The sequence below is a fragment of the Streptomyces sp. HUAS YS2 genome (assembly GCF_033343995.1).
Classification (GTDB): Bacteria; Actinomycetota; Actinomycetes; order Streptomycetales; family Streptomycetaceae; genus Streptomyces; species Streptomyces solicathayae.
On the sequence record NZ_CP137573.1, the window covers coordinates 2,857,757 to 2,874,482 of the forward strand.

23 protein-coding genes and 1 pseudogene are annotated in these 16,726 nt (G+C 71.4%); 11 read left to right on the forward strand and 13 right to left on the reverse strand.

The annotated features are described in order from the left end of the window. The first annotated feature begins 4 nt into the window (after positions 1-4). Entirely contained in the window at positions 5-865 is an 861-nt protein-coding gene (gene folP / locus R2D22_RS12835; protein ID WP_318103241.1) for a dihydropteroate synthase, read from the forward strand. 43 nt (positions 866-908) lie between these two features. Here the strand turns inward: folP and R2D22_RS12840 are convergent, their stop codons facing one another. Both R2D22_RS12840 and dapE read right to left on the reverse strand, forming a co-directional pair. Continuing rightward, complete coding sequence (locus R2D22_RS12840) at positions 909-1,658, reverse strand: LOG family protein (protein WP_318103243.1); 750 nt, start codon at positions 1,656-1,658, stop codon at positions 909-911. Positions 1,659-1,731: 73 nt separating this feature from the next. Continuing rightward, complete coding sequence (gene dapE / locus R2D22_RS12845) at positions 1,732-2,871, reverse strand: succinyl-diaminopimelate desuccinylase (RefSeq protein WP_318103245.1); 1,140 nt, start codon at positions 2,869-2,871, stop codon at positions 1,732-1,734. A 94-nt stretch (positions 2,872-2,965) separates the two neighbouring features. On the opposite strand from dapE, the gene R2D22_RS12850 reads away from it, so the two are divergent. Beyond that, positions 2,966-3,916 (forward strand): hypothetical protein, encoded by a 951-nt coding sequence (locus R2D22_RS12850; protein WP_318103246.1) that lies wholly within the window; start codon positions 2,966-2,968, stop codon positions 3,914-3,916. Between the two features lie 345 nt (positions 3,917-4,261). After that, positions 4,262-4,597 carry an ATP-binding protein gene (locus tag R2D22_RS12855; RefSeq protein ID WP_318103247.1) on the forward strand — a complete coding sequence of 112 codons (336 nt, stop codon included), beginning with the start codon at positions 4,262-4,264 and terminating at the stop codon, positions 4,595-4,597. A 65-nt stretch (positions 4,598-4,662) separates the two neighbouring features. Here R2D22_RS12855 and R2D22_RS12860 read toward each other — a convergent pair whose 3' ends face one another. Beyond that, positions 4,663-5,760: a bifunctional succinyldiaminopimelate transaminase/glutamate-prephenate aminotransferase gene (locus R2D22_RS12860; protein ID WP_318103248.1), complete on the reverse strand. Its 1,098-nt coding sequence runs from the start codon at positions 5,758-5,760 to the stop codon at positions 4,663-4,665. Between the two features lie 92 nt (positions 5,761-5,852). Beyond that, entirely contained in the window at positions 5,853-6,173 is a 321-nt protein-coding gene (fdxA, locus tag R2D22_RS12865; protein ID WP_031078476.1) for a ferredoxin, read from the reverse strand. A gap of 114 nt (positions 6,174-6,287) precedes the next feature. Between fdxA and R2D22_RS12870 the strand changes: the two genes are divergently transcribed. Together R2D22_RS12870 and R2D22_RS12875 are read left to right on the forward strand one after the other, a co-directional pair. Then, a complete protein-coding gene (locus tag R2D22_RS12870) occupies positions 6,288-7,292 on the forward strand; it encodes a GNAT family N-acetyltransferase (RefSeq protein WP_318103250.1) in 1,005 nt (334 codons plus the stop codon). After that, positions 7,289-8,119, forward strand: coding sequence for a transglutaminase-like domain-containing protein (locus tag R2D22_RS12875; protein ID WP_318103251.1), 831 nt, complete (start codon positions 7,289-7,291; stop codon positions 8,117-8,119). Before R2D22_RS12870 ends, R2D22_RS12875 begins: the two co-directional genes overlap by 4 nt. 39 nt (positions 8,120-8,158) lie before the next feature. Here R2D22_RS12875 and R2D22_RS12880 read toward each other — a convergent pair whose 3' ends face one another. After that, positions 8,159-9,058, reverse strand: a complete 900-nt coding sequence (locus R2D22_RS12880; RefSeq protein ID WP_318103252.1) for an NAD(P)-dependent oxidoreductase — start codon at positions 9,056-9,058, stop codon at positions 8,159-8,161. 71 nt (positions 9,059-9,129) lie between these two features. Between R2D22_RS12880 and R2D22_RS12885 the strand changes: the two genes are divergently transcribed. Continuing rightward, complete coding sequence (locus R2D22_RS12885; protein ID WP_318103253.1) at positions 9,130-9,480, forward strand: winged helix-turn-helix transcriptional regulator; 351 nt, start codon at positions 9,130-9,132, stop codon at positions 9,478-9,480. 117 nt (positions 9,481-9,597) lie between these two features. On the opposite strand, the gene R2D22_RS12890 is transcribed toward R2D22_RS12885, so the two are convergent. The 4 genes from R2D22_RS12890 to R2D22_RS12905 all read right to left on the reverse strand — a co-directional run bounded on the left by R2D22_RS12890 (position 9,598) and on the right by R2D22_RS12905 (position 11,331). After that, positions 9,598-10,050 (reverse strand): SRPBCC family protein, encoded by a 453-nt coding sequence (locus tag R2D22_RS12890; protein WP_318103254.1) that lies wholly within the window; start codon positions 10,048-10,050, stop codon positions 9,598-9,600. Between the two features lie 126 nt (positions 10,051-10,176). Continuing rightward, entirely contained in the window at positions 10,177-10,422 is a 246-nt protein-coding gene (locus R2D22_RS12895; RefSeq protein WP_318103255.1) for a type II toxin-antitoxin system RelE family toxin, read from the reverse strand. Continuing rightward, complete coding sequence (locus tag R2D22_RS12900; RefSeq protein WP_318103256.1) at positions 10,419-10,679, reverse strand: type II toxin-antitoxin system Phd/YefM family antitoxin; 261 nt, start codon at positions 10,677-10,679, stop codon at positions 10,419-10,421. The genes R2D22_RS12895 and R2D22_RS12900 overlap by 4 nt, the downstream gene beginning before the upstream one ends. Positions 10,680-10,689: 10 nt before the next feature. Next, positions 10,690-11,331, reverse strand: a complete 642-nt coding sequence (locus R2D22_RS12905; protein WP_318103257.1) for a hypothetical protein — start codon at positions 11,329-11,331, stop codon at positions 10,690-10,692. A 257-nt stretch (positions 11,332-11,588) separates the two neighbouring features. Here R2D22_RS12905 and R2D22_RS12910 point away from each other — a divergent pair, with 257 nt between their 5' ends. After that, on the forward strand, positions 11,589-11,969 hold the full coding sequence (locus R2D22_RS12910; protein WP_318103258.1) for a peptidase inhibitor family I36 protein: 381 nt from the start codon (positions 11,589-11,591) through the stop codon (positions 11,967-11,969). Beyond that, entirely contained in the window at positions 11,969-12,361 is a 393-nt protein-coding gene (locus tag R2D22_RS12915) for a peptidase inhibitor family I36 protein (protein WP_318103259.1), read from the forward strand. Before R2D22_RS12910 ends, R2D22_RS12915 begins: the two co-directional genes overlap by 1 nt. A 46-nt stretch (positions 12,362-12,407) precedes the next feature. Here the strand turns inward: R2D22_RS12915 and R2D22_RS12920 are convergent. The 3 genes and pseudogenes from R2D22_RS12920 to R2D22_RS12930 form a co-directional block, all read right to left on the reverse strand. Continuing rightward, positions 12,408-13,240 (reverse strand): annotated as a pseudogene (locus tag R2D22_RS12920) (IS5 family transposase). A 37-nt stretch (positions 13,241-13,277) separates the two neighbouring features. Further along, the gene (locus R2D22_RS12925; RefSeq protein ID WP_318103260.1) at positions 13,278-13,493 is read right to left on the reverse strand and encodes a DUF397 domain-containing protein; all 216 of its coding nucleotides are present in this window, start codon (positions 13,491-13,493) and stop codon (positions 13,278-13,280) included. After that, entirely contained in the window at positions 13,477-14,316 is an 840-nt protein-coding gene (locus tag R2D22_RS12930) for a helix-turn-helix domain-containing protein (RefSeq protein WP_318103261.1), read from the reverse strand. Before R2D22_RS12930 ends, R2D22_RS12925 begins: the two co-directional genes overlap by 17 nt. Positions 14,317-14,431: 115 nt before the next feature. On the opposite strand from R2D22_RS12930, the gene R2D22_RS12935 reads away from it, so the two are divergent. The 3 genes from R2D22_RS12935 (at position 14,432) to R2D22_RS12945 (ending at position 15,952) form a co-directional block, all read left to right on the forward strand. Next, complete coding sequence (locus R2D22_RS12935; protein WP_318103262.1) at positions 14,432-14,644, forward strand: hypothetical protein; 213 nt, start codon at positions 14,432-14,434, stop codon at positions 14,642-14,644. A gap of 233 nt (positions 14,645-14,877) precedes the next feature. Beyond that, positions 14,878-15,681, forward strand: a complete 804-nt coding sequence (locus tag R2D22_RS12940; protein ID WP_318103263.1) for a hypothetical protein — start codon at positions 14,878-14,880, stop codon at positions 15,679-15,681. Between the two features lie 22 nt (positions 15,682-15,703). Next, positions 15,704-15,952, forward strand: a complete 249-nt coding sequence (locus R2D22_RS12945) for a hypothetical protein (RefSeq protein ID WP_318103264.1) — start codon at positions 15,704-15,706, stop codon at positions 15,950-15,952. 21 nt (positions 15,953-15,973) lie between these two features. On the opposite strand, the gene R2D22_RS12950 is transcribed toward R2D22_RS12945, so the two are convergent. Beyond that, the gene (locus R2D22_RS12950; RefSeq protein WP_318103266.1) at positions 15,974-16,723 is read right to left on the reverse strand and encodes a TetR/AcrR family transcriptional regulator; all 750 of its coding nucleotides are present in this window, start codon (positions 16,721-16,723) and stop codon (positions 15,974-15,976) included. Positions 16,724-16,726 lie beyond the last annotated feature (3 nt).

Below are 16,726 nucleotides of genomic sequence, written 5' to 3' on the forward strand. Positions count from 1 at the left end.
AGGGATGCTGCGCTTGGGACGGCGTGAATTCGGGCCGCACGAACCGGTGATCATGGCGATCGTCAACCGGACCCCGGATTCCTTCTACGACCAGGGCGCGACGTTCCGCGACGAGCCCGCCCTCGCCCGCGTCGAGCAGGCCGTGGCCGAGGGCGCCGCGATCGTCGACATCGGCGGGGTCAAGGCGGGACCGGGCGAAGAGGTGACCGCGGAGGAGGAGGCGCGCCGCACGGTCGGCTTCGTCGCCGAGGTCCGCCGGCGCCACCCCGACATCGTGATCAGCGTCGACACGTGGCGGCACGACGTCGGCGCGGCGGTCTGCGAGGCCGGCGCGGACGTTCTGAACGACGCGTGGGGAGGCGTCGACCCCCGGCTCGCGGAGGTCGCGGCGCGGTACGGCGCGGGGCTCGTGTGCACCCACGCGGGCGGGGCGGAGCCCCGGACGCGGCCGCACCGGGTCGAGTACGAGGACGTCATGGCCGACATCCTGCGGGTGACGGTAGGTCTCGCCGAGCGGGCGGTCTCGCTGGGCGTGCGGCGGGACGGGATCATGATCGACCCCGGTCACGACTTCGGGAAGAACACCCGCCACAGTCTGGAGGCGACGCGGCGACTCGGGGAGATGACGGAGACGGGGTGGCCGGTGCTGGTGTCTCTGTCCAACAAGGACTTCGTGGGGGAGACGTTGGATCGGCCGGTGAAGGAGCGCGTGCTGGGGACCTTGGCCACGACTGCGGTTTCCGCGTGGCTCGGGGCGCAGGTGTATCGCGTGCACGAGGTCGCCGAGACCAAGCAGGTGCTCGACATGGTCGCGACCATCGCCGGGCACCGCGAGCCCGCCGTCGCCCGGCGGGGCCTGGCCTAACCCGTAGGGTGCCGGGCGCGGCGCGCCCGGCACCCCGAGGCGTCTACCTGCCCGTTTCCTTGCTCACCAGCGCCACCGCCTCCTCCACGTCGTCCGTGACGTGGAAGAGGAGGAGGTCGCGTTCGCTGGCCTTGCCGCCGGCCACGACCGAGTCGCGGAGCCAGTCGACCAGGCCCTTCCAGTACTCGGTGCCGAAGAGGACGATCGGGAAGCGGGTGACCTTCCGGGTCTGGACCAGGGTGAGTGCCTCGAAGAGTTCGTCGAGCGTGCCGAGGCCGCCCGGCAGGACCACGAAGCCCTGCGCGTACTTCACGAACATCGTCTTGCGGACGAAGAAGTACCGGAAGTTCACGCCGATGTCGACGTGCTGGTTGAGCCCCTGCTCGAAGGGCAGCTCGATGCCGAGGCCCACCGAGACGCCCTTGGCCTCCCGCGCGCCCTTGTTCGCGGCCTCCATCGCGCCCGGGCCGCCGCCCGTGATCACCGCGAAACCCGCCTCGACCAGCGCCCGGCCGAGCCGGACGCCAGCCTCGTACTCGGGCGAGTCGGGCCGGGTGCGGGCCGAGCCGAAGACGCTGATCGCGCTCGGCAGTTCCGCGAGTGCGCCGAAGCCCTCCACGAACTCCGACTGGATGCGCATGACCCGCCACGGATCGGTGTGCACCCACTCGGAGTCGCCCTCGGTGTCCAGCAGCCTCTGATCCGTGGTGCCCGGCTGGACCTGATCGCGGCGCCGCAGCACCGGGCCGAGCCGCTGCTCCTCCGGCCTCGACGCTCCCTCGGGAATACCCATGGCCTGCTCCCTCCACCGATGTTGCCGATGTTGTCCGGTCAGGGTAGGTCGCCGGAGGTGACAAAGAGCGAAATTACGGGAGTCGGGCAGTCAGCCAGTCGCGGAGCCGCTCCTCGCAGTGGCGGATCTTGTCGACGTGCACGTGCTCGTCGCGCTTGTGCGCGTACAGCGGGTCACCGGGCCCGTAGTTGACCGCTGGGACTCCGAGCGCGCTGAACCGGGACACGTCCGTCCACCCGAACTTGGGCTGCGCGCTGCCGCCGACCGCCTCCATGAACGCCCGCGCGGCCGGGTGGGAGAGGCCGGGGAGCGCGCCGGGGCTGTGGTCGTCGACCACGAACTCGGTGACGCCGCAGTCGGCGAACACCTCGCGTACGTGGGCCTCCGCCTCCTCCATGGACCGGTCGGGGGCGTAGCGGAAGTTGACGACGACGGTGCAGGCGTCGGGGATCACGTTGGTGGCCACGCCGCCCTCGATGCGGACGGCGTTGAGGCCCTCGCGGTACTCCAGGCCGTCGATCACCCGCTTCTGCGGCTCGTACGCGGCGAGCCGGGCCAGGATCGGGGACGCGGCGTGGATGGCGTTGGAGCCCATCCAGGAGCGCGCGGAGTGGGCCCGCTCGCCCTCCGTGTGCAGGAAGACCCGGAGCGTGCCCTGGCAGCCGCCCTCGACCTCGCCGAGGGAGGGCTCGAGCAGGATGGCGAAATCGCCCTCCAGCCAGTCGGGGTGGGCCTCGGCCACATGTCCCAGACCGTTGAGGTGGGCGGCGACCTCCTCGTTGTCGTAGAAGACGAACGTGAGGTCGCGGTTGGGCTCGGGGACGGTCGCGGCGATCCGGAGCTGGACGGCGACGCCGGACTTCATGTCGCTGGTGCCGCAGCCCCACAGGACGCCGTTCTCGTCGAGCCGGGAGGGCACGTTGTCGGCGATCGGGACGGTGTCGATGTGGCCGGCGAGGACGATCCGCTCGGCGCGGCCGAGGTTCGTCCGGGCCACGACGTTGTTGCCGTACCGGTCGACGGTGAGGTGCGGCAGGGCCCGCAGCGCCTGCTCGACGGCGTCCGCGAGCGGCTTCTCGGTGCCGCTGACGGAGGGGAAGTCGACGAGGGCGGCGGTGAGCGCCGGGCCGTCGAGGCCGAGGTCGAGCGAACCGTCGAGAGGTGCGCCGAGAGAAGCGTCGAGCGGAGCGTCCAGAGGTGCGTTGTCTGCCATGAACCGACCCTAACGCGGCCCGTTGCGGCGGTTTCGGCGCTGCTCACGCCCTGATATGGACGCGGAGGCCACACCGTAACCGGACTCCAGTACGGTGGGCTCCGTGTCCGAGCCCACCCCCTCCGGTCTCCCCGGCCGCCGACCCCGCCGTCGCGGCCGTCTCGCCCGCTTCACGGCCGCGTTCGCCGTTCTGCTGGGTCTCGCCGCGTATGTGGGCGTGCACTACATGACGGGCGGCAAGGGCGCGCCGCGGTGCACTGTGGGCAGTGGGAAGAACACGTACGAGTTCACTCCGGAGCAGGCGTCCAACGCCGCGACGATCTCCGCGGTCGGCACGACCCGCGGGCTGCCGGAGCGGGCCGTCGCCATCGCGCTCGCGACCGCTTTGCAGGAATCGGCGCTGCGCAATATCCAGCACGGCGACCGGGATTCACTGGGCCTGTTCCAGCAGCGGCCCTCGCAGGGCTGGGGAACGCCGGAGCAGATTCTCGATCCGGTGTATTCGTCCGGGAAGTTCTACGAACATCTCGAGGACGTGCCGGGCTATTCGCGGCTGCCGTTGACGGTGGCGGCGCAGAAGGTGCAGCGCAGCGGTTTCCCACAGGCGTACGCGAAGCACGAGCCGGACGCGACGCTGCTGGCGGCGGCGCTCACCGGCCGGGCGGGCGGGTCCTTGTCATGCACCGCGCGGCCGGCCGACGGCCTGCCCGGCGACGCGGCACAGGTGCGGGACGAGCTGGTGCGGACATTCGGCAAGGACCTCGGCCCGACGGCGCTGACGCGGACTGGTACCGGCCGTGCGGCGGCCGGCGCGCCCGCCGCCGGAGCGGTGGTCTCCGTGCCGGTGCGGGAGACGGCCGTACCCGCCGAGCAGCGCGGATGGGAGCTGGCCCACTGGGCGGTGGCCCGGGCCGAGGCACTGCGCATCGACGAGGTCGCGTACGCGGGCCGGGTCTGGCGGGCGGGCGACATGTCCGGCGCCTGGGCGAAGGCGTCAGCGGGCGACACCTCGCCGGGGACGGTGCGCATCCGCGTCGCCCCGTGAGCCGCGCGGCCTCGTAGCGCACACCCGAGGGGGGCGTGCAGCTGTACGAGACTTCACCCCGAAGGGGTATTCGGGCCGTCATTCCGACCGCTCCCGGCCATGACCTCGGACCGCATTTGACCGGCCTGTCATGTCTCCGCAATCGCCTTCCACGGCAAGGAGATAAACGGTTCCGCAGTTGGTTGCGAACGCGTCGAGTTCGTCCGTTTTCATATGGATCCGATCATGCGACGCATTGCGAACTCTTTACCCGGGGCCGCCGCAACCTCTCCCTCCCTCGACCCGGTTGTCATGGCGTCCGAACGCTGGACGACGCCCTGAAGTCCTCTTCGTCGAAGGAGCATCATGTCCCTCCCCCTGAGCCGTCGGATCGCCCGTGCCGCACTGCTGGTCGCCGCAGGAGCCGCGCCCGTGATCGGTGCGGCCGGTGTCGCGGGCGCAGCCGAGCTGCCCGCGGCCGGTGGGCTGGCCGGGCTGACGAAGCTCGACCCCAGCAGCGCCGCCTCGACCGTCGGCGGTGCCACCGAAGCCGCCACCCCGCTCGCGAAGGAGGCCGCCGGCGACGCCACCGGCGGTGCCGAGCAGCTCGTCGGCGGAACGAAGGACAAGCTGCCCACCGACAGCCTGCCGACCGGCAAGCTGCCCACCGGCGGCCTGCCCGGCGGCGGCCTGCTCGGCTGAGCCACGAGGCACCGAAAGGGCCCGGGAGGCGATCACCGTCTCCCGGGCCCTCGCCGTGTCCGGACCTACGCGCCCAGGCGCTTCACCGCTGCCGCCACGCGCTCGTCCGTCGCCGTGAACGCGACCCGCACGAAACGCTCGCCCGCCACGCCGTAGAAGTCGCCCGGCGCGACCAGGATGCCCAGCTCGGCCAGGTACGCCACGGTCTGCCAGCAGGGCTCATCCCGCGTCGCCCACAGGTAGAGGCTGGCCTCGCTGTGCTCGATCCGGAAGCCGTGCGCCTCCAGGGCCGCCCGCAGGGCCGCACGCCGTGCCGCGTACCGCTCCCGCTGCTCCGCCACGTGCGCGTCGTCGCCGAGCGCCACCGCGGTCGCCGCCTGCACCGGCGCCGGCGTCATCATCCCGCCGTGCTTGCGGATCAGCAGCAGCTCGCCGAGGACGGCCGCGTCACCGGCGATGAACGCCGCCCGGTACCCGGCCAGGTTGGAACGCTTGGACAGCGAGTGGACGGCGACGATGCCCTCGTACGAGCCGCCGCAGACGTCCGGGTGCAGGACGGAGACCGGCTCCGCCTCCCAGCCCAGCTCCAGGTAGCACTCGTCGGAGAAGACCAGCACGCCGTGCTCGCGCGCCCAGGCCACGATCCGGGTCAGCTCGTCCTTGCCGAGGACCCGACCGGTCGGGTTGGACGGCGAGTTGAGCCAGAGCAGCTTCAGGCCGGCCGGGTCGAGCTCGGTAGGGTCGTCGTAGACGACGGGCTCCGCGCCGCACAGCCGCGCGCCGACCTCGTACGTCGGGTACGCGAGCCGCGGGTAGGCCACCTTGTCACCGGCGCCGAGCCCCAGCTGGGTCGGCAGCCAGGCCACCAGCTCCTTCGAGCCGACCACCGGCAGCACGTTCTCGTGCCGGAAGCCGACCGCGCCGAGCCGCCGCTCGCACCATCCGGTGAGCGCGTCGCGCAGCTCCGTCGTGCCCCACACCGTCGGATAGCCGGGCGAGTCCGCCGCCGCGACCAGGGCGTCCTGGATCAGTGCGGGGACCGGGTCGACGGGCGTGCCGACGGAGAGGTCGACGATGCCGTCCGGGTGCGCCAGGGCCGTCTTCTTGTACGGCTCCAGCTTGTCCCAGGGGAAGACGGGGAGGCGAGAGGAGACTGCGGACACGGTGCTCACTTTCTCGTACGTGTGAAAACGCCACGGTCCCGTACGGCGGACGCGCCGTACGGGACCGTGATCACGGATCGCAGGTCGCGCGATCAGCCGTTCTGCGGCGGCAGAGCGGCGATGAAGGGGTGGTCGCGCTCGATGAGGCCGAGCTTCGAGGCACCACCGGGCGAACCGAGGTCGTCGAAGAACTCGACGTTCGCCTTGTAGTAGTCCTTCCACTCCTCGGGAGTGTCGTCCTCGTAGAAGATCGCCTCGACCGGGCACACCGGCTCACAGGCCCCACAGTCGACGCATTCGTCCGGGTGGATGTACAAGGACCGCTGGCCCTCGTAGATGCAGTCGACGGGGCACTCCTCGATGCACGCCTTGTCCTTGACGTCGACACAAGGCTGCGCGATGACGTAGGTCACGCTGTCGTTCCTCCTCGGTAGGGCTGGCTCTGCGCGGGAGCGCGGCGTCGTCGATGCCCGCCCCTAGTATCTCCGTTCTTGGAGACGATCCGAACAGGAGGGGCGGAGAGAGCCGTGGAAATCGTCGGCGGAGGGCGTCTTGAGGTTCGCATTACTGGCTCTGACGTGGGAAAACGCGTCTCCGTCCGCTATCTGACACACTCCGCGGGGACCGACGCGACCTTCGCTGACGCCGTCGGCGTTCTCGTATCGTGGGACGCGGGTGTGGTCGTGATCACACGACGGACCGGCGAGAGCGTCCGCATCCCGGAATCGTCGCTGGTCGCGGGCAAGGTCGTGCCCGCCGCGCCGGCCCGCCGCCGGGGTCCCGCGACCTCCTTCCAGGAGCTCGCCCGGGTCACCGCCCGGGCCTGGCAGCCGGTGGAGAGCGAGCCGCTCGGCGAGTGGACGCTGCGGGCCGCGTCCGGGTTCACCCGGCGGGCCAACTCGGTGCTTCCGCTCGGGGATCCGGGCATGGAGCTGGACGCGGCGCTGGCGCGGGTGCGCGACTGGTACGCGGCCCGGGACCTGCCCGCGTTCGTCCAGGCCGCGACCGGGGCGGAGGGCACGCAGGAGCTGCTCTGCGCCGAGCTGGAGAAGCGCGGCTGGCGGTCGGACGTCACGGCGGAGGTACGGATCGGGGGCCTCGCGCCGGTCGCGGACCTGGACGACTCCGAGGTATCGGCCGTACGGCTCGACCGGACCGTCGACGAGCCCTGGCTGCGGCGCTACCAGCGGTCCGCCGCGCCGGGACCCCATGTGCTCCAGGTACTGCACAGCGGCCCGAGTGTGTGGTTCGCGTCCGTACCGGGCACGGAAGACATACCGGCGGCGATCGGACGTTGTGTGGTCGACGGCCGCTGGGCCGGTTTCATGGCGGTGGAGGTCGCTCCGGAGCATCGCCGGCAGGGGCTGGCCACAGCGGTCATGGCCGCGCTCGCCCGGCGGGCGCTGGACGAGGGCGCGTCGGCCGCCTGGCTCCAGGTGGAGACGGACAACGGCGGCGCTCGCGCGATGTACGAGGGGATGGGCTTCCAGGTCCATCACCACTATCACCACTACCGAGCGGCGGAGGCGTGACCGACTGGGGCCAGGAGTTCGCGGAGGAGGCCCGGACCGAGCGGCCGGACCTCGCGCGGCTCTGCCTGCTCGTCGGCGCGGCGCTCGATCCGGACGTGACGCAGGCGGACCTGGACGAGGCCGAGATCGAGCTGGACCGGCTCTCCGGGCTGCTGCCGTACGGCGCCCGCCCGCCGCGGGCGTGGGCGGCGGCGCTGGGCGAACTGCTCGGCGCCCGGGAGGGCTTCCACGGCGTGTCCGCGGACTACCAGCGGCTGGAGTCCTCGCTGCTGCACCACGTGCTGCGGCGCCGGCGCGGCTTGCCGATCCTGCTGTCGGTCGTCTGGATGGAGGTCGCCCGGCGGGCCGGGGCGCCGGTGTACGGGGTGGCCCTGCCCGGGCACTTCGTGGTCGGCATCGGCGACCCGCACGCCCCGATGCCGGAGCAGGTCCTCACGGACCCGTTCGCCGGGGGCCGGGGCATGACCGGGACGGACGCGGAGCTGCTGGTGGCCGGGGCGACGGGCGAGACCCTCGACCCGTCGATGCTGCTGCCGGCGGACCCGCTGGACATCGTCCGCCGGATCCTGAACAACATCCGCTCCTGGGCGGCCCCGCGCCCCGAGCGCTCGGACGTGGCGCTCATCGCCCTGGACCTGGCCCTGCTGCTCCCCTCCCACCCGGCCCACCTCCGCTACGAGCGGGCGCAACTGCTGGTGCGGCGGGGCGACTTCCTGACGGGGGCGGCGGAACTGGAGTTGTACGCGGAGGTCGTCTCCGCCGTCGAGCCGACCGCGGCGGACCGCATCCGCAGCCGGGCCCGGGCGGCCCGCGCGATGCTGAACTAGCGCGGACGCCCCGGTCTCGACGTTGTGCGTCGCGGCGTCTCAGCGGCGGCCGAGGAACTCCGCGATCCGGGAGAAGCCGTCCGTGCCGTGGCCCAGGGCCACGGTCCGGCGGGCCAGGCCCTCGGCGGCCCGCATCACGCTCGCGTCGATGCCGTGGGACTCGGAGGCGTGCACGATGTGCGCCATGGACGAGACCGCCGAGGTCAGCGGATTGCCCTCGCCGGAGAAGGAGCCGCTCTCCAGGTCCTCGGCGAACTCCTGGAACAGCGGCGGCAGGATCGCGCCGATGCCCTGCGCGAACGGGACCAGTTCGGCCGGCTTCACGCCCTCCGCGCCCGCCACGGCGAGGGCGTGCATGTAGCCCGTCATCGCCGTCCAGAAGATGTCGAGCAGCGCGACGTCGTACGCGGCGGCCCGGCCGATGTCCTCGCCGAGGTGGGTGTGCGTACCGCCCAGGGCGTCGAGCACCGGGCGCTGCGCGCGGTACAGCTCCTCCGGGCCGCTGTGGATGAACACCGCGTCGGGCGTGCCGATGCTCGGCGTCGGCGTCATGATCGCGCCGTCCAGATAGGCGATGCCGTGCTCGGCGGCCCAGCGTCCGGTGTCGCGGGCCCGTTCGGGGATGTCCGCGGTCAGGTTGAGCAGCGTGCGGCCCTTGAGCCCGGCGGTGACCTCGGCCCGGCGCAGCACGGCGTCCGCGGCGTCGTAGTTGACCACGCAGACCACGTTGAGCGGACTGGCGGCGACGGCCTCCGCGGCGCTGCCGGCCCCGATCGCGCCCTGCTCGATCAGTTCGCGGTCCCGGCCGGGCGTGCGGTTCCACACGGTGGTGCGCACCCCGGCGGCGACGAACGCCCCGGCCAGCGCCCGGCCCATGGGGCCGAGCCCGATCACGGTGACGGCGGGACGGTCGGAGAGGGGGTGGCTGGAAGAAGACATGACGGAACTCCCTTGTACGGAGGGCGATGGCAGAGTGGTGCACGAGACGACCGAGGAACGGGGAGACCCGCATGACGCGCAGCAGGGCCCAGGACACCGAGGTGTGCGGAGTGAGCGCGGCCGTCGCGGTGGTCGACGGCAAGTGGAAGACGCTGCTGCTCTGGCTGCTCGAATCCGGACCGCACCGGCCCGGCGAACTGCGTCGGAGGATCCCCGGGATCAGCGAGAAGGTGCTGACCCAGGCGTTGCGGGAGATGGAGTCGGACGGTCTGGTGCACCGCGAGGTGCACGACGTGATGCCGCCGAAGACCGTCTATTCGCTGACCGGCGAGGGCCGCGAACTCTCCGTGGCGCTGGCTCCGTTGTCCGACTGGGGCCACCGCCGGCTGGACCGGCTCGCCAGGGAGCGCGCCGCGTCCTGAGGCGTCCGGGGCCGGCGCCTCTTCGATCTCCTTTCCGTTCCGTTCCTTCGGACGCCTTCAGCCTCTCCCGGCGCGGCGACGGCGACAAGTACCCACAAAAAAGTGGGTATGCGGCGGCTAGCGCACGTCCGCCTCGATCGCGGCCTTGATGCGCTGCCCGAAGGCCGGGGCGTCCTTGCGGGCGGCGCCGACGGCCAGGCCCACGAGGAGCTTGCCGAGGCCGTGGCCCTCCAGGACGTTGTGGATGCGGACGCGCGTCCCGCCGTTCGGGAGCGGTTGCAGGTCGTAGCCGCCCTCGCCGGCCGTCACGAGGTTCTTCGACACCTCGGCCCAGCGCATCGACCGCGGCGGGTCGAAGGCGGTGACCCGGAACTCCCGCGAGGTCTTCATCCCCGCGTCCTTCACCGTGCTGCGGAACACCGTGCCGACCGCCGTCGGCGACTCCGGGACCCTCTCGATCCGGAGCACGCGGGGACTGAACCGCGGGTCGTTGCGCCCGTCGGCGAGGTACGTGAACACCTCGTCGATGCCGCGGTCGACCTCGACCGTCGCCTCGAACTGTCCGGACATGCCACTCCTCGGGGTCGCGAGCCGACTCCCTCCAGAGTGGACGGCCCGCCCGGCCCGCGCACGCCGGACGGGTTCAGTAGTGGCCCGTGGTCAGCACGCGGCCGGGGCGGGCACCCGGGGTGGCTGTCAGCGCAGGCGCCCGAGATGGATGACGCTGACGCGGACCTGCTGGTCGCTGATCTCGTACATCACGCGGTAGCGGCCGACGTGGATGCGCAGCACGTCGGTACTGCCGAACGAGCCGTCCGGGCGGGGATTGTCAGCAAGGTGGTCGACGGCGGTGAACACCAGCCTCACGCCCTCGGGGTCGTCCTTGGCGAACCGCTCCGCCTGGACAAGGGCCTCCGGCTCCCAGACGACCTCGTAGCTCACGCCTCACCCTCGCCGAACACGCGCCGGTACGCCTCGTCGTGCCGGACGCCGGCGTTCTCGCCCCGGGCCTCGCGCGCCCGATAGGCGGCGAGAGCTCGCAGCTCCTCGAGCTCCAGGGCGTCGGCAGGGCTGACCAGTACGGCGACGGTCTGCCCGTGGTCGGTGATGGCGACCGGCTCACGGGTCGCGCTGACCTCGCGCGCGATGGCGCCCAGGCGGGCGCGGGCTTCCACGATCGAGTACGCCCTCTCCGTCATGCACACCAGGTTACGGAAGTGTGCACTTCTCCACCATCGAACAGGCGCGCAGCATCGCCGGCAGGTCGCGCGGCTCGCCGTCCGTACGGGGGCCCAGGCGCTCCAGCAGGTCCGGGGTGACGGCGCCCGCCTCTGCGGCGTCCAGGAGCTCGGCACGGGTCGGGCCGTCGCCCTTCCCGACGCTGTCGAGCATCAGCAACAGAAGCCCGTCGCGCTCCACGAAGCGGCTCATGCCGCAGTCCAGGCCGTCGTCGTCCAGGTCGTCGGGGTACGGGGCGCGGGCCCACGCCGCGTTCTCGTACCAGTAGACGCAGCCGAGCTCGTTGCCCTTGAGCCGGTCGCGCAGCTCCTCGTACGGGAGCCAGTCCGGGCCGCCCGCGAGCATGTCGATCGGCGTGTCGTGCCACTTCACGCCGCTCGACTCGTCCTCGCCGTACAGCACGTACCGGCCGCCCCCGAGCGGCGAGAACGTCCACCACGTGCAGCCGCCGTCGTCGAGGTGCAGTCCCTCGTCGTCGATCCAGGCGCCGCTGGGGTACCGGTCGGTCTCCTTGGCGCTCGTCGCCTCCAGTACGGCGACCAAGGCCCAGCGGGCCCACAGCACGTCCGCCGGCGGAAGGTCCCCCGGCAGCCCCGGACGGTGAATGGTCATGATGCGCCCCCGTACGCCGTTGTCCCGATCGTGATCGCGGCAACCATACGGCGCACCGCCGGAACGCCCCACGCCGACCGTCCGCCACGTGCGCCGCGTCCGCCGCGTCCGCGAAGATCACCAGCGCGTACGCCGGGGCGCGCGAGCGGACTGCGAACGACTCCACCGCACCCGTGCGGGGGCCTTCGGAGAACGAGGCCAGGGGCATATGACCAGTGCAATCCACCCCACTCGCCCTCCGTCCTCGGGAGCCGCCCGTGCCGCCCAACGTCCTCAGACTCCTCGCCCCGCCCGCTCTCGCCGCCGCACTCCTCCTCGCGACAGCCACGGCAGCCGATTCCGCGACCGCCGCCCCACGCGGTTACGACCGCTGCCCCAGCGGACACTTCTGCCTCTTCAGCGAGTACGACGGCAACGGCGCCATCGCCACGTTCCGCTTCGGCAGTCCAAATCTCGCCGACCAGAACTTCGACGACCTGGCCATGTCGTACGCCAACAACACCGACAGCGTGTGGTGCACCTACGGCGACTACAACTACAGCAAGGCGCAGCTGCACAGCGGCTGGGAGGCCCACACCGCGGACAGCCTCTGGGAGCTGCACAGCTTCGTCAGCTCGGTCAGGAAGGGGCAGTGCTGATGAAGACTTACAAGACCAGGTACGCCGGCCTTGCAGCCGTCCTCACCGCGTTCCTGCTCCCGCTGGGCACCGCGCCGGCCGCATCGGCGCCGACGGGCCTCAACGACTGCCCGGAGTACCGCGTCTGCATCTACGCGGCGCCCAACTTCGAAGGACAGCCCTACGTCTACATGCTCCCCGGCGGTCGGGAATGCGTGGACACCCGCGAAGGCAGTTCCTACTTCAACAACATGCTCGACACCGTGCGGGTATGGGAGTTCAGCAACTGCACGGGCCGCTCGGAGCTCGTGGGACCGGGAGGAACCGGCAACGCGACCACCTTCACCTACGACGCGGTGAACGCGGAGTACTGCGGAGGTTCGTGTCCGCGCGTCACCTCCGGCAAGCGCTGAACAGCGCCGCCCGCCCCACCGGCACCCCTAGGTCGTGTCCGGAAAGTCATGGGAGCCAGAGTCGGAGGCAGGCGAGGGTGACCATGGCTTGGTAGTGGACGGCGCGTTTGTCGTAGCGGGTGGCCAGGGCCCGGTTCTGCTTGAGCCGGCTGAAACAGCGTTCGACAACGTTGCGGCGCCGGTAGGCGGTCCGGTCGAGGCGGCAGCGGGTCTCGCCGCGGCGGATGCGCCCGTTGATCTGGTCGATCCGCTCCGGGATCGTGCAGGCGATCCCGCGTCGCCTCAGGTAGGCCCGGATCTTGCGGGCCGAGTAGCCCTTGTCTGCGACCACGCGCTGGGGCCGGGTCCGGGGCCTGCCGGGCCCCGGCCGGGCGACGCGGATCCGGTCCATGACCGCCTCGAACTGGGTGCAGTCGTTGACGTTCCCGCCGGTCAGGGTGAAGGCCAGTGGCCGGCCCTGGCCGTCGCAGGCCAGGTGGATCTTGCTGGTCAGCCCGCCGCGTGATCGGCCGAGTGCCTCGCCTTCCCAGGGCCCCCTTTTCGGGCCCCGGCCGCATGCTGATGCGCGCGGACCGTGGTCGAGTCCACGCAGACGATCGACCAGTCGACGGTCCCGACGGCGTCGGAGTGCTGCTGGACGTGGGCCAGCAGCCGGTCCCAGGTGCCGTCGGCGGACCAGTGCCGGAAGCGTTCGTAGACCGTCTTCCACGGCCCGTACCGCTCGGGCAGGTCACGCCAGGCGGCCCCGGTGGACAGCTTCCAAAGGATCCCGTTGACCACCTGGCGCCGGTCCCGCACGGGCCGGCCCATACGGCCCGGCGCCAGCAACGGAGCGATCAACGCCCACGACTCATCCGTCAGTTCATGTCGACGCACCACAAACGGAGTAACGAGCCAACAACTTTACGGACACGGCCTAGCCGAGATCCCCGCACTTGACCGCGCCGACGAACGGCGCCCAGGCCATGGCGGGGAAGACGAGCGCGGGGCCGGTGGGGTTCTTGCTGTCCCGAACGGGGACGCGGGCGGGGCGGGCGGCGTCGTCGACTTCGAGGCATTCGCCACTGCTGCCGCCGCTGTACGAGGACTTCCGCCAGTCAGTCAGTGCCGAGGCGTCAGGGATGCTGGTCATGACGTGCTGCATGCTCGTGTTCCTCCGCGACGGACCTGATCATTGCCAGGGACTTGCGGTGCGACAGGGCGTCGCCCAAAGCATGATCGTAGACCTCTTGGCATTGCCGGACCACGGACGGATCCTCCCAGACGCGGCCCGACTTGAGGCCTTCCACGTACGCGATGGGCGGGAGGTCCGAAAACCACATCAGCGAGACGAACCCTTCCAGCATCGCGTGCGCTCCCACGTCGAACGGCAGCACATGCACCCGGATTCGGCGGCTCTCGCCCAGAGCCACAATGTGACGGAGCTGTTCGCACATCACCATCCGGCCGCCTATTTGCCCCCGCAGAACCGCCTCGTCGAGCAGCGTCCACACCACCGGCCGGTCGAAATCGTCGAGGATCCGCGCCCTTTCCAGGCGTGTGACAAGGAGCTTGTCACGTACCTCGTCGCTCTTCGGCGGGTGTCCTGAACTCAGTACCGCCTTCGCGTACGCCTCCGTCTGCAGGATGCCCGGGACCAGCTTCGGCGCGTACTCCCGGATCACCGTCGCCACGCCCTCGAACTCCAGCGCCTCAGCGAAGTGTTCCGCCACCGCCTTGCCGTCCAGCGTGGGCAGGAAGCGCTCGAAGAAGTCGTCCGGGCCCAGCGCCTTGTCCAGGCGTCTCGCGTCGGCGATGTCCGGGCGGCGGCGACCCGCTTCCATGTGGGCGATGTGTGTGCGAGAGATGATCGTGATCTCGCTCAGCTGCTCCTGAGTGAGGCCGGCCGCCTCGCGGCGGCGCCGCAGTTCCTCGCCGTACTTCCTGCGGGTTTCCGGGTTGTCCTCGATGGCCACCGCCAGCCCCCTTTGTGACTTCCGCGTTGTCACACGCAAACCCCTACCGAGCGTAGCCCCCGCCCTCCCAGTCTGTGAGCAGTTCGACACACAGAGCGAAAGGAGGGTCCGCTCCATGGAGGAAGGCGAGTTCGTCGCGCACACCGAGACGGACGTGTACGGCCCCGGCAAGGTCATCGGCGTGGAGGGCGAGCAGCGGCGCGTGCGGTTCGTGCACTTCGTGGCGACGATCAAGGCCGCCGGTCTGCGCAAGGCGTCCCAGGCCGAGACCGAGATCATCGAGCACTGGCTGCGGATGAAGCAGGAGCGGTACGGGGGCAAGTGGTGACGAAGCGTCCGTCACGCGAAGTGACCACGCGAACACGGAGGTTGCTGTACGGTGAGCGCAAAGCGGCCCCCGAGCTGGTTGCAGCCAGCGCCGAGGGCCTTCACCCCGAGTGTCTCTGGAGGACACCCGAAATGCTTCGGCATGCTATCGCGCCGGTTCGGCGCTTCACTCAGATCCCGAACGAGATTCTTCGCCATCCCCGGCTGAATTCCGACGCCGTTCGGCTTCTCACCTTGCAGCTCTCGCTCCCCGAGGGCGTCGACGAGGCGTTGTCGAAGACAGCCGACCGGGCGAAGCTCGGGAAGCGCGCCTTCCAGAACGCCAAGCAGCAGCTGATGGACGAGGGCTACGTGCACGAGTGGCGCGAACAGGGGTTGCGGGGGTTGTGGTGCACCCGCCAGCTCGTCTCCAACGTGCCTCTGGCGCCGTCCGAGGCGGCGCGGGTACGGGACGGCGCCGAGCTGCCGGTGCCGTCCGAGGCTCCGACGGCCGTCCGACCGGCCGCCGGTGAACCCGACGTCCGGTCCGTCGGCCGTCATCCAGACAAGACCCTCGAAGAGAACACCCCCGTCCCTCCCCCTCCCGCACCACCCGAGGCCGTGCGGGTCGTGGACGATCTGCTCTCGCTGGACGACCGGCTGCGTGTGCCGCGCGCCATGCTCCCCGAGCTGGCGGGCCTCGCGGCCCGCTGGCTGGAGGGAGGGCACAGCATCGAATCCGTACGGGAGGAGATCGCGCGCTCCCTGCCCAGCAGGCAGATGCCCATCCACCGGCCCGGAGGGCTGCTGCGCTACGCCCTGAAGCACGTCGCGCCCGTCCCCGTACCGCAGGCTCCGCCACCGCCACCGCGTGTCGCCGCCATGCGGGAGTGCGAGGGGGACGGGCATGTCCAGCCGCTGCTGTTCCGGCCCGTCGGCGACGAGGACCGGTGCCGGGAGTGCCGCCTGGACCAAGCCGCCGCCGACGCCCCCGTAGAGGCTCCTGGGACGCCTCCGGGGCCCGCGCTGCTGCGGGCCGCGCTCAGGGCTGGGCGCTGAGACGCGGCAGTACGCTGGCTGTATGGCCAAGACGCACATCTCGATCAGCCTTGATCCAGAGGATGCGGAACTGATCCGGAACGTGGCCAAGGAGAACGGCCTCGGGGTCTCGGCATTCCTCGCCCTTGCCGGCCGGAAGGAGGCCGCCCGCCTGGAACGGGTGGCCGCCGCCTTCGCCGACCTCGACAACGCGATCGCCGCGGCGGAGGCCGAGGCGGAGGTCATGCCCTGGCCGTCCGAGACCGCCCCGGAAGCGCCACCGGGCCGCTGATCCCGCAGCGGCGCCGGTCCCTCAGGCGCGGTCGCGGGCGATCAGGGCCTCGACGCCGTCGAGGACGCGCTCCAGACCGAAGTCGAGCGGGTCGACGGCGGGTGTGGGCGCGAACGCGCCGTCCGCGAGAGCGCGGGTCAGGGCCGGAAAGCGGTCGGCGTGCCGGTCGAGGAGTTCGCCGGTCAGGGCGGTCCACTCGCGGTCGTGGTCCTCGTCGAAGTCGAGAGCCTGTTGGGCGAGATTGCGGACCTGGCCGATCACGAGCAGGAAGACCTGGTGCCGCTCGGGGCCGGTCAGGCCGGCCGGTTCGAGGGCCGCGAGGGCGGCGTCCAGCCAGCCGAGCTGGTTCGGCCCGACGAGCTGACGGCGCATCGCGGTGGCCGCGAGGAGCCAGGGGTGCGCCCGGTACACGTCCAGCGACCGGCGGGCCCACTCCTTGAGGCGGTCCCGCCAGCCGTCGCCGACGACGGTGAGGTCGGGCAATTCCTCCAGGACGGACTCGACCATCAGCTCGACCAGTTCGGCCTTGCCCGGCACGTAGCGGTAGAGCGCCATCGCCGAGACGCCGAACTCGGCGCCCACCTTGCTCATGGAGGCCGCGTCGAGCCCGTCGGCGTCGGCCAGGGCCACCGCCGCGGCGGCGATGCGGCGCGGCGTGAGGCTGGGCTTGGGGCCGCGGGTGGGCTGGTCCTGCTCGCCCCACAGCAGCGCCATGCCCGCGCGCAGATCGCGCGGCCTGCCGCCGCCCGACGCCTTGCCGGTCCCGGCCATGTC

Bases quoted from the DNA above. Each gene is read 5' to 3' on its own strand.
- folP (WP_318103241.1), top strand. From the start codon at position 5: ATGCTGCGCTTGGGACGGCGTGAATTCGGGCCGCACGAACCGGTGATC.
- R2D22_RS12840 (WP_318103243.1), bottom strand. From the start codon at position 1,658: ATGGGTATTCCCGAGGGAGCGTCGAGGCCGGAGGAGCAGCGGCTCGGC.
- dapE (WP_318103245.1), bottom strand. From the start codon at position 2,871: ATGGCAGACAACGCACCTCTGGACGCTCCGCTCGACGCTTCTCTCGGC.
- R2D22_RS12855 (WP_318103247.1), top strand. From the start codon at position 4,262: ATGTCCCTCCCCCTGAGCCGTCGGATCGCCCGTGCCGCACTGCTGGTC.
- R2D22_RS12880 (WP_318103252.1), bottom strand. From the start codon at position 9,058: ATGTCTTCTTCCAGCCACCCCCTCTCCGACCGTCCCGCCGTCACCGTG.
- R2D22_RS12885 (WP_318103253.1), top strand. From the start codon at position 9,130: ATGACGCGCAGCAGGGCCCAGGACACCGAGGTGTGCGGAGTGAGCGCG.
- R2D22_RS12890 (WP_318103254.1), bottom strand. From the start codon at position 10,050: ATGTCCGGACAGTTCGAGGCGACGGTCGAGGTCGACCGCGGCATCGAC.
- R2D22_RS12900 (WP_318103256.1), bottom strand. From the start codon at position 10,679: ATGACGGAGAGGGCGTACTCGATCGTGGAAGCCCGCGCCCGCCTGGGC.
- R2D22_RS12905 (WP_318103257.1), bottom strand. From the start codon at position 11,331: ATGACCATTCACCGTCCGGGGCTGCCGGGGGACCTTCCGCCGGCGGAC.
- R2D22_RS12915 (WP_318103259.1), top strand. From the start codon at position 11,969: ATGAAGACTTACAAGACCAGGTACGCCGGCCTTGCAGCCGTCCTCACC.
- R2D22_RS12925 (WP_318103260.1), bottom strand. From the start codon at position 13,493: ATGACCAGCATCCCTGACGCCTCGGCACTGACTGACTGGCGGAAGTCC.
- R2D22_RS12935 (WP_318103262.1), top strand. From the start codon at position 14,432: ATGGAGGAAGGCGAGTTCGTCGCGCACACCGAGACGGACGTGTACGGC.
- R2D22_RS12945 (WP_318103264.1), top strand. From the start codon at position 15,704: ATGGCCAAGACGCACATCTCGATCAGCCTTGATCCAGAGGATGCGGAA.
- R2D22_RS12950 (WP_318103266.1), bottom strand. From the start codon at position 16,723: ATGGCCGGGACCGGCAAGGCGTCGGGCGGCGGCAGGCCGCGCGATCTG.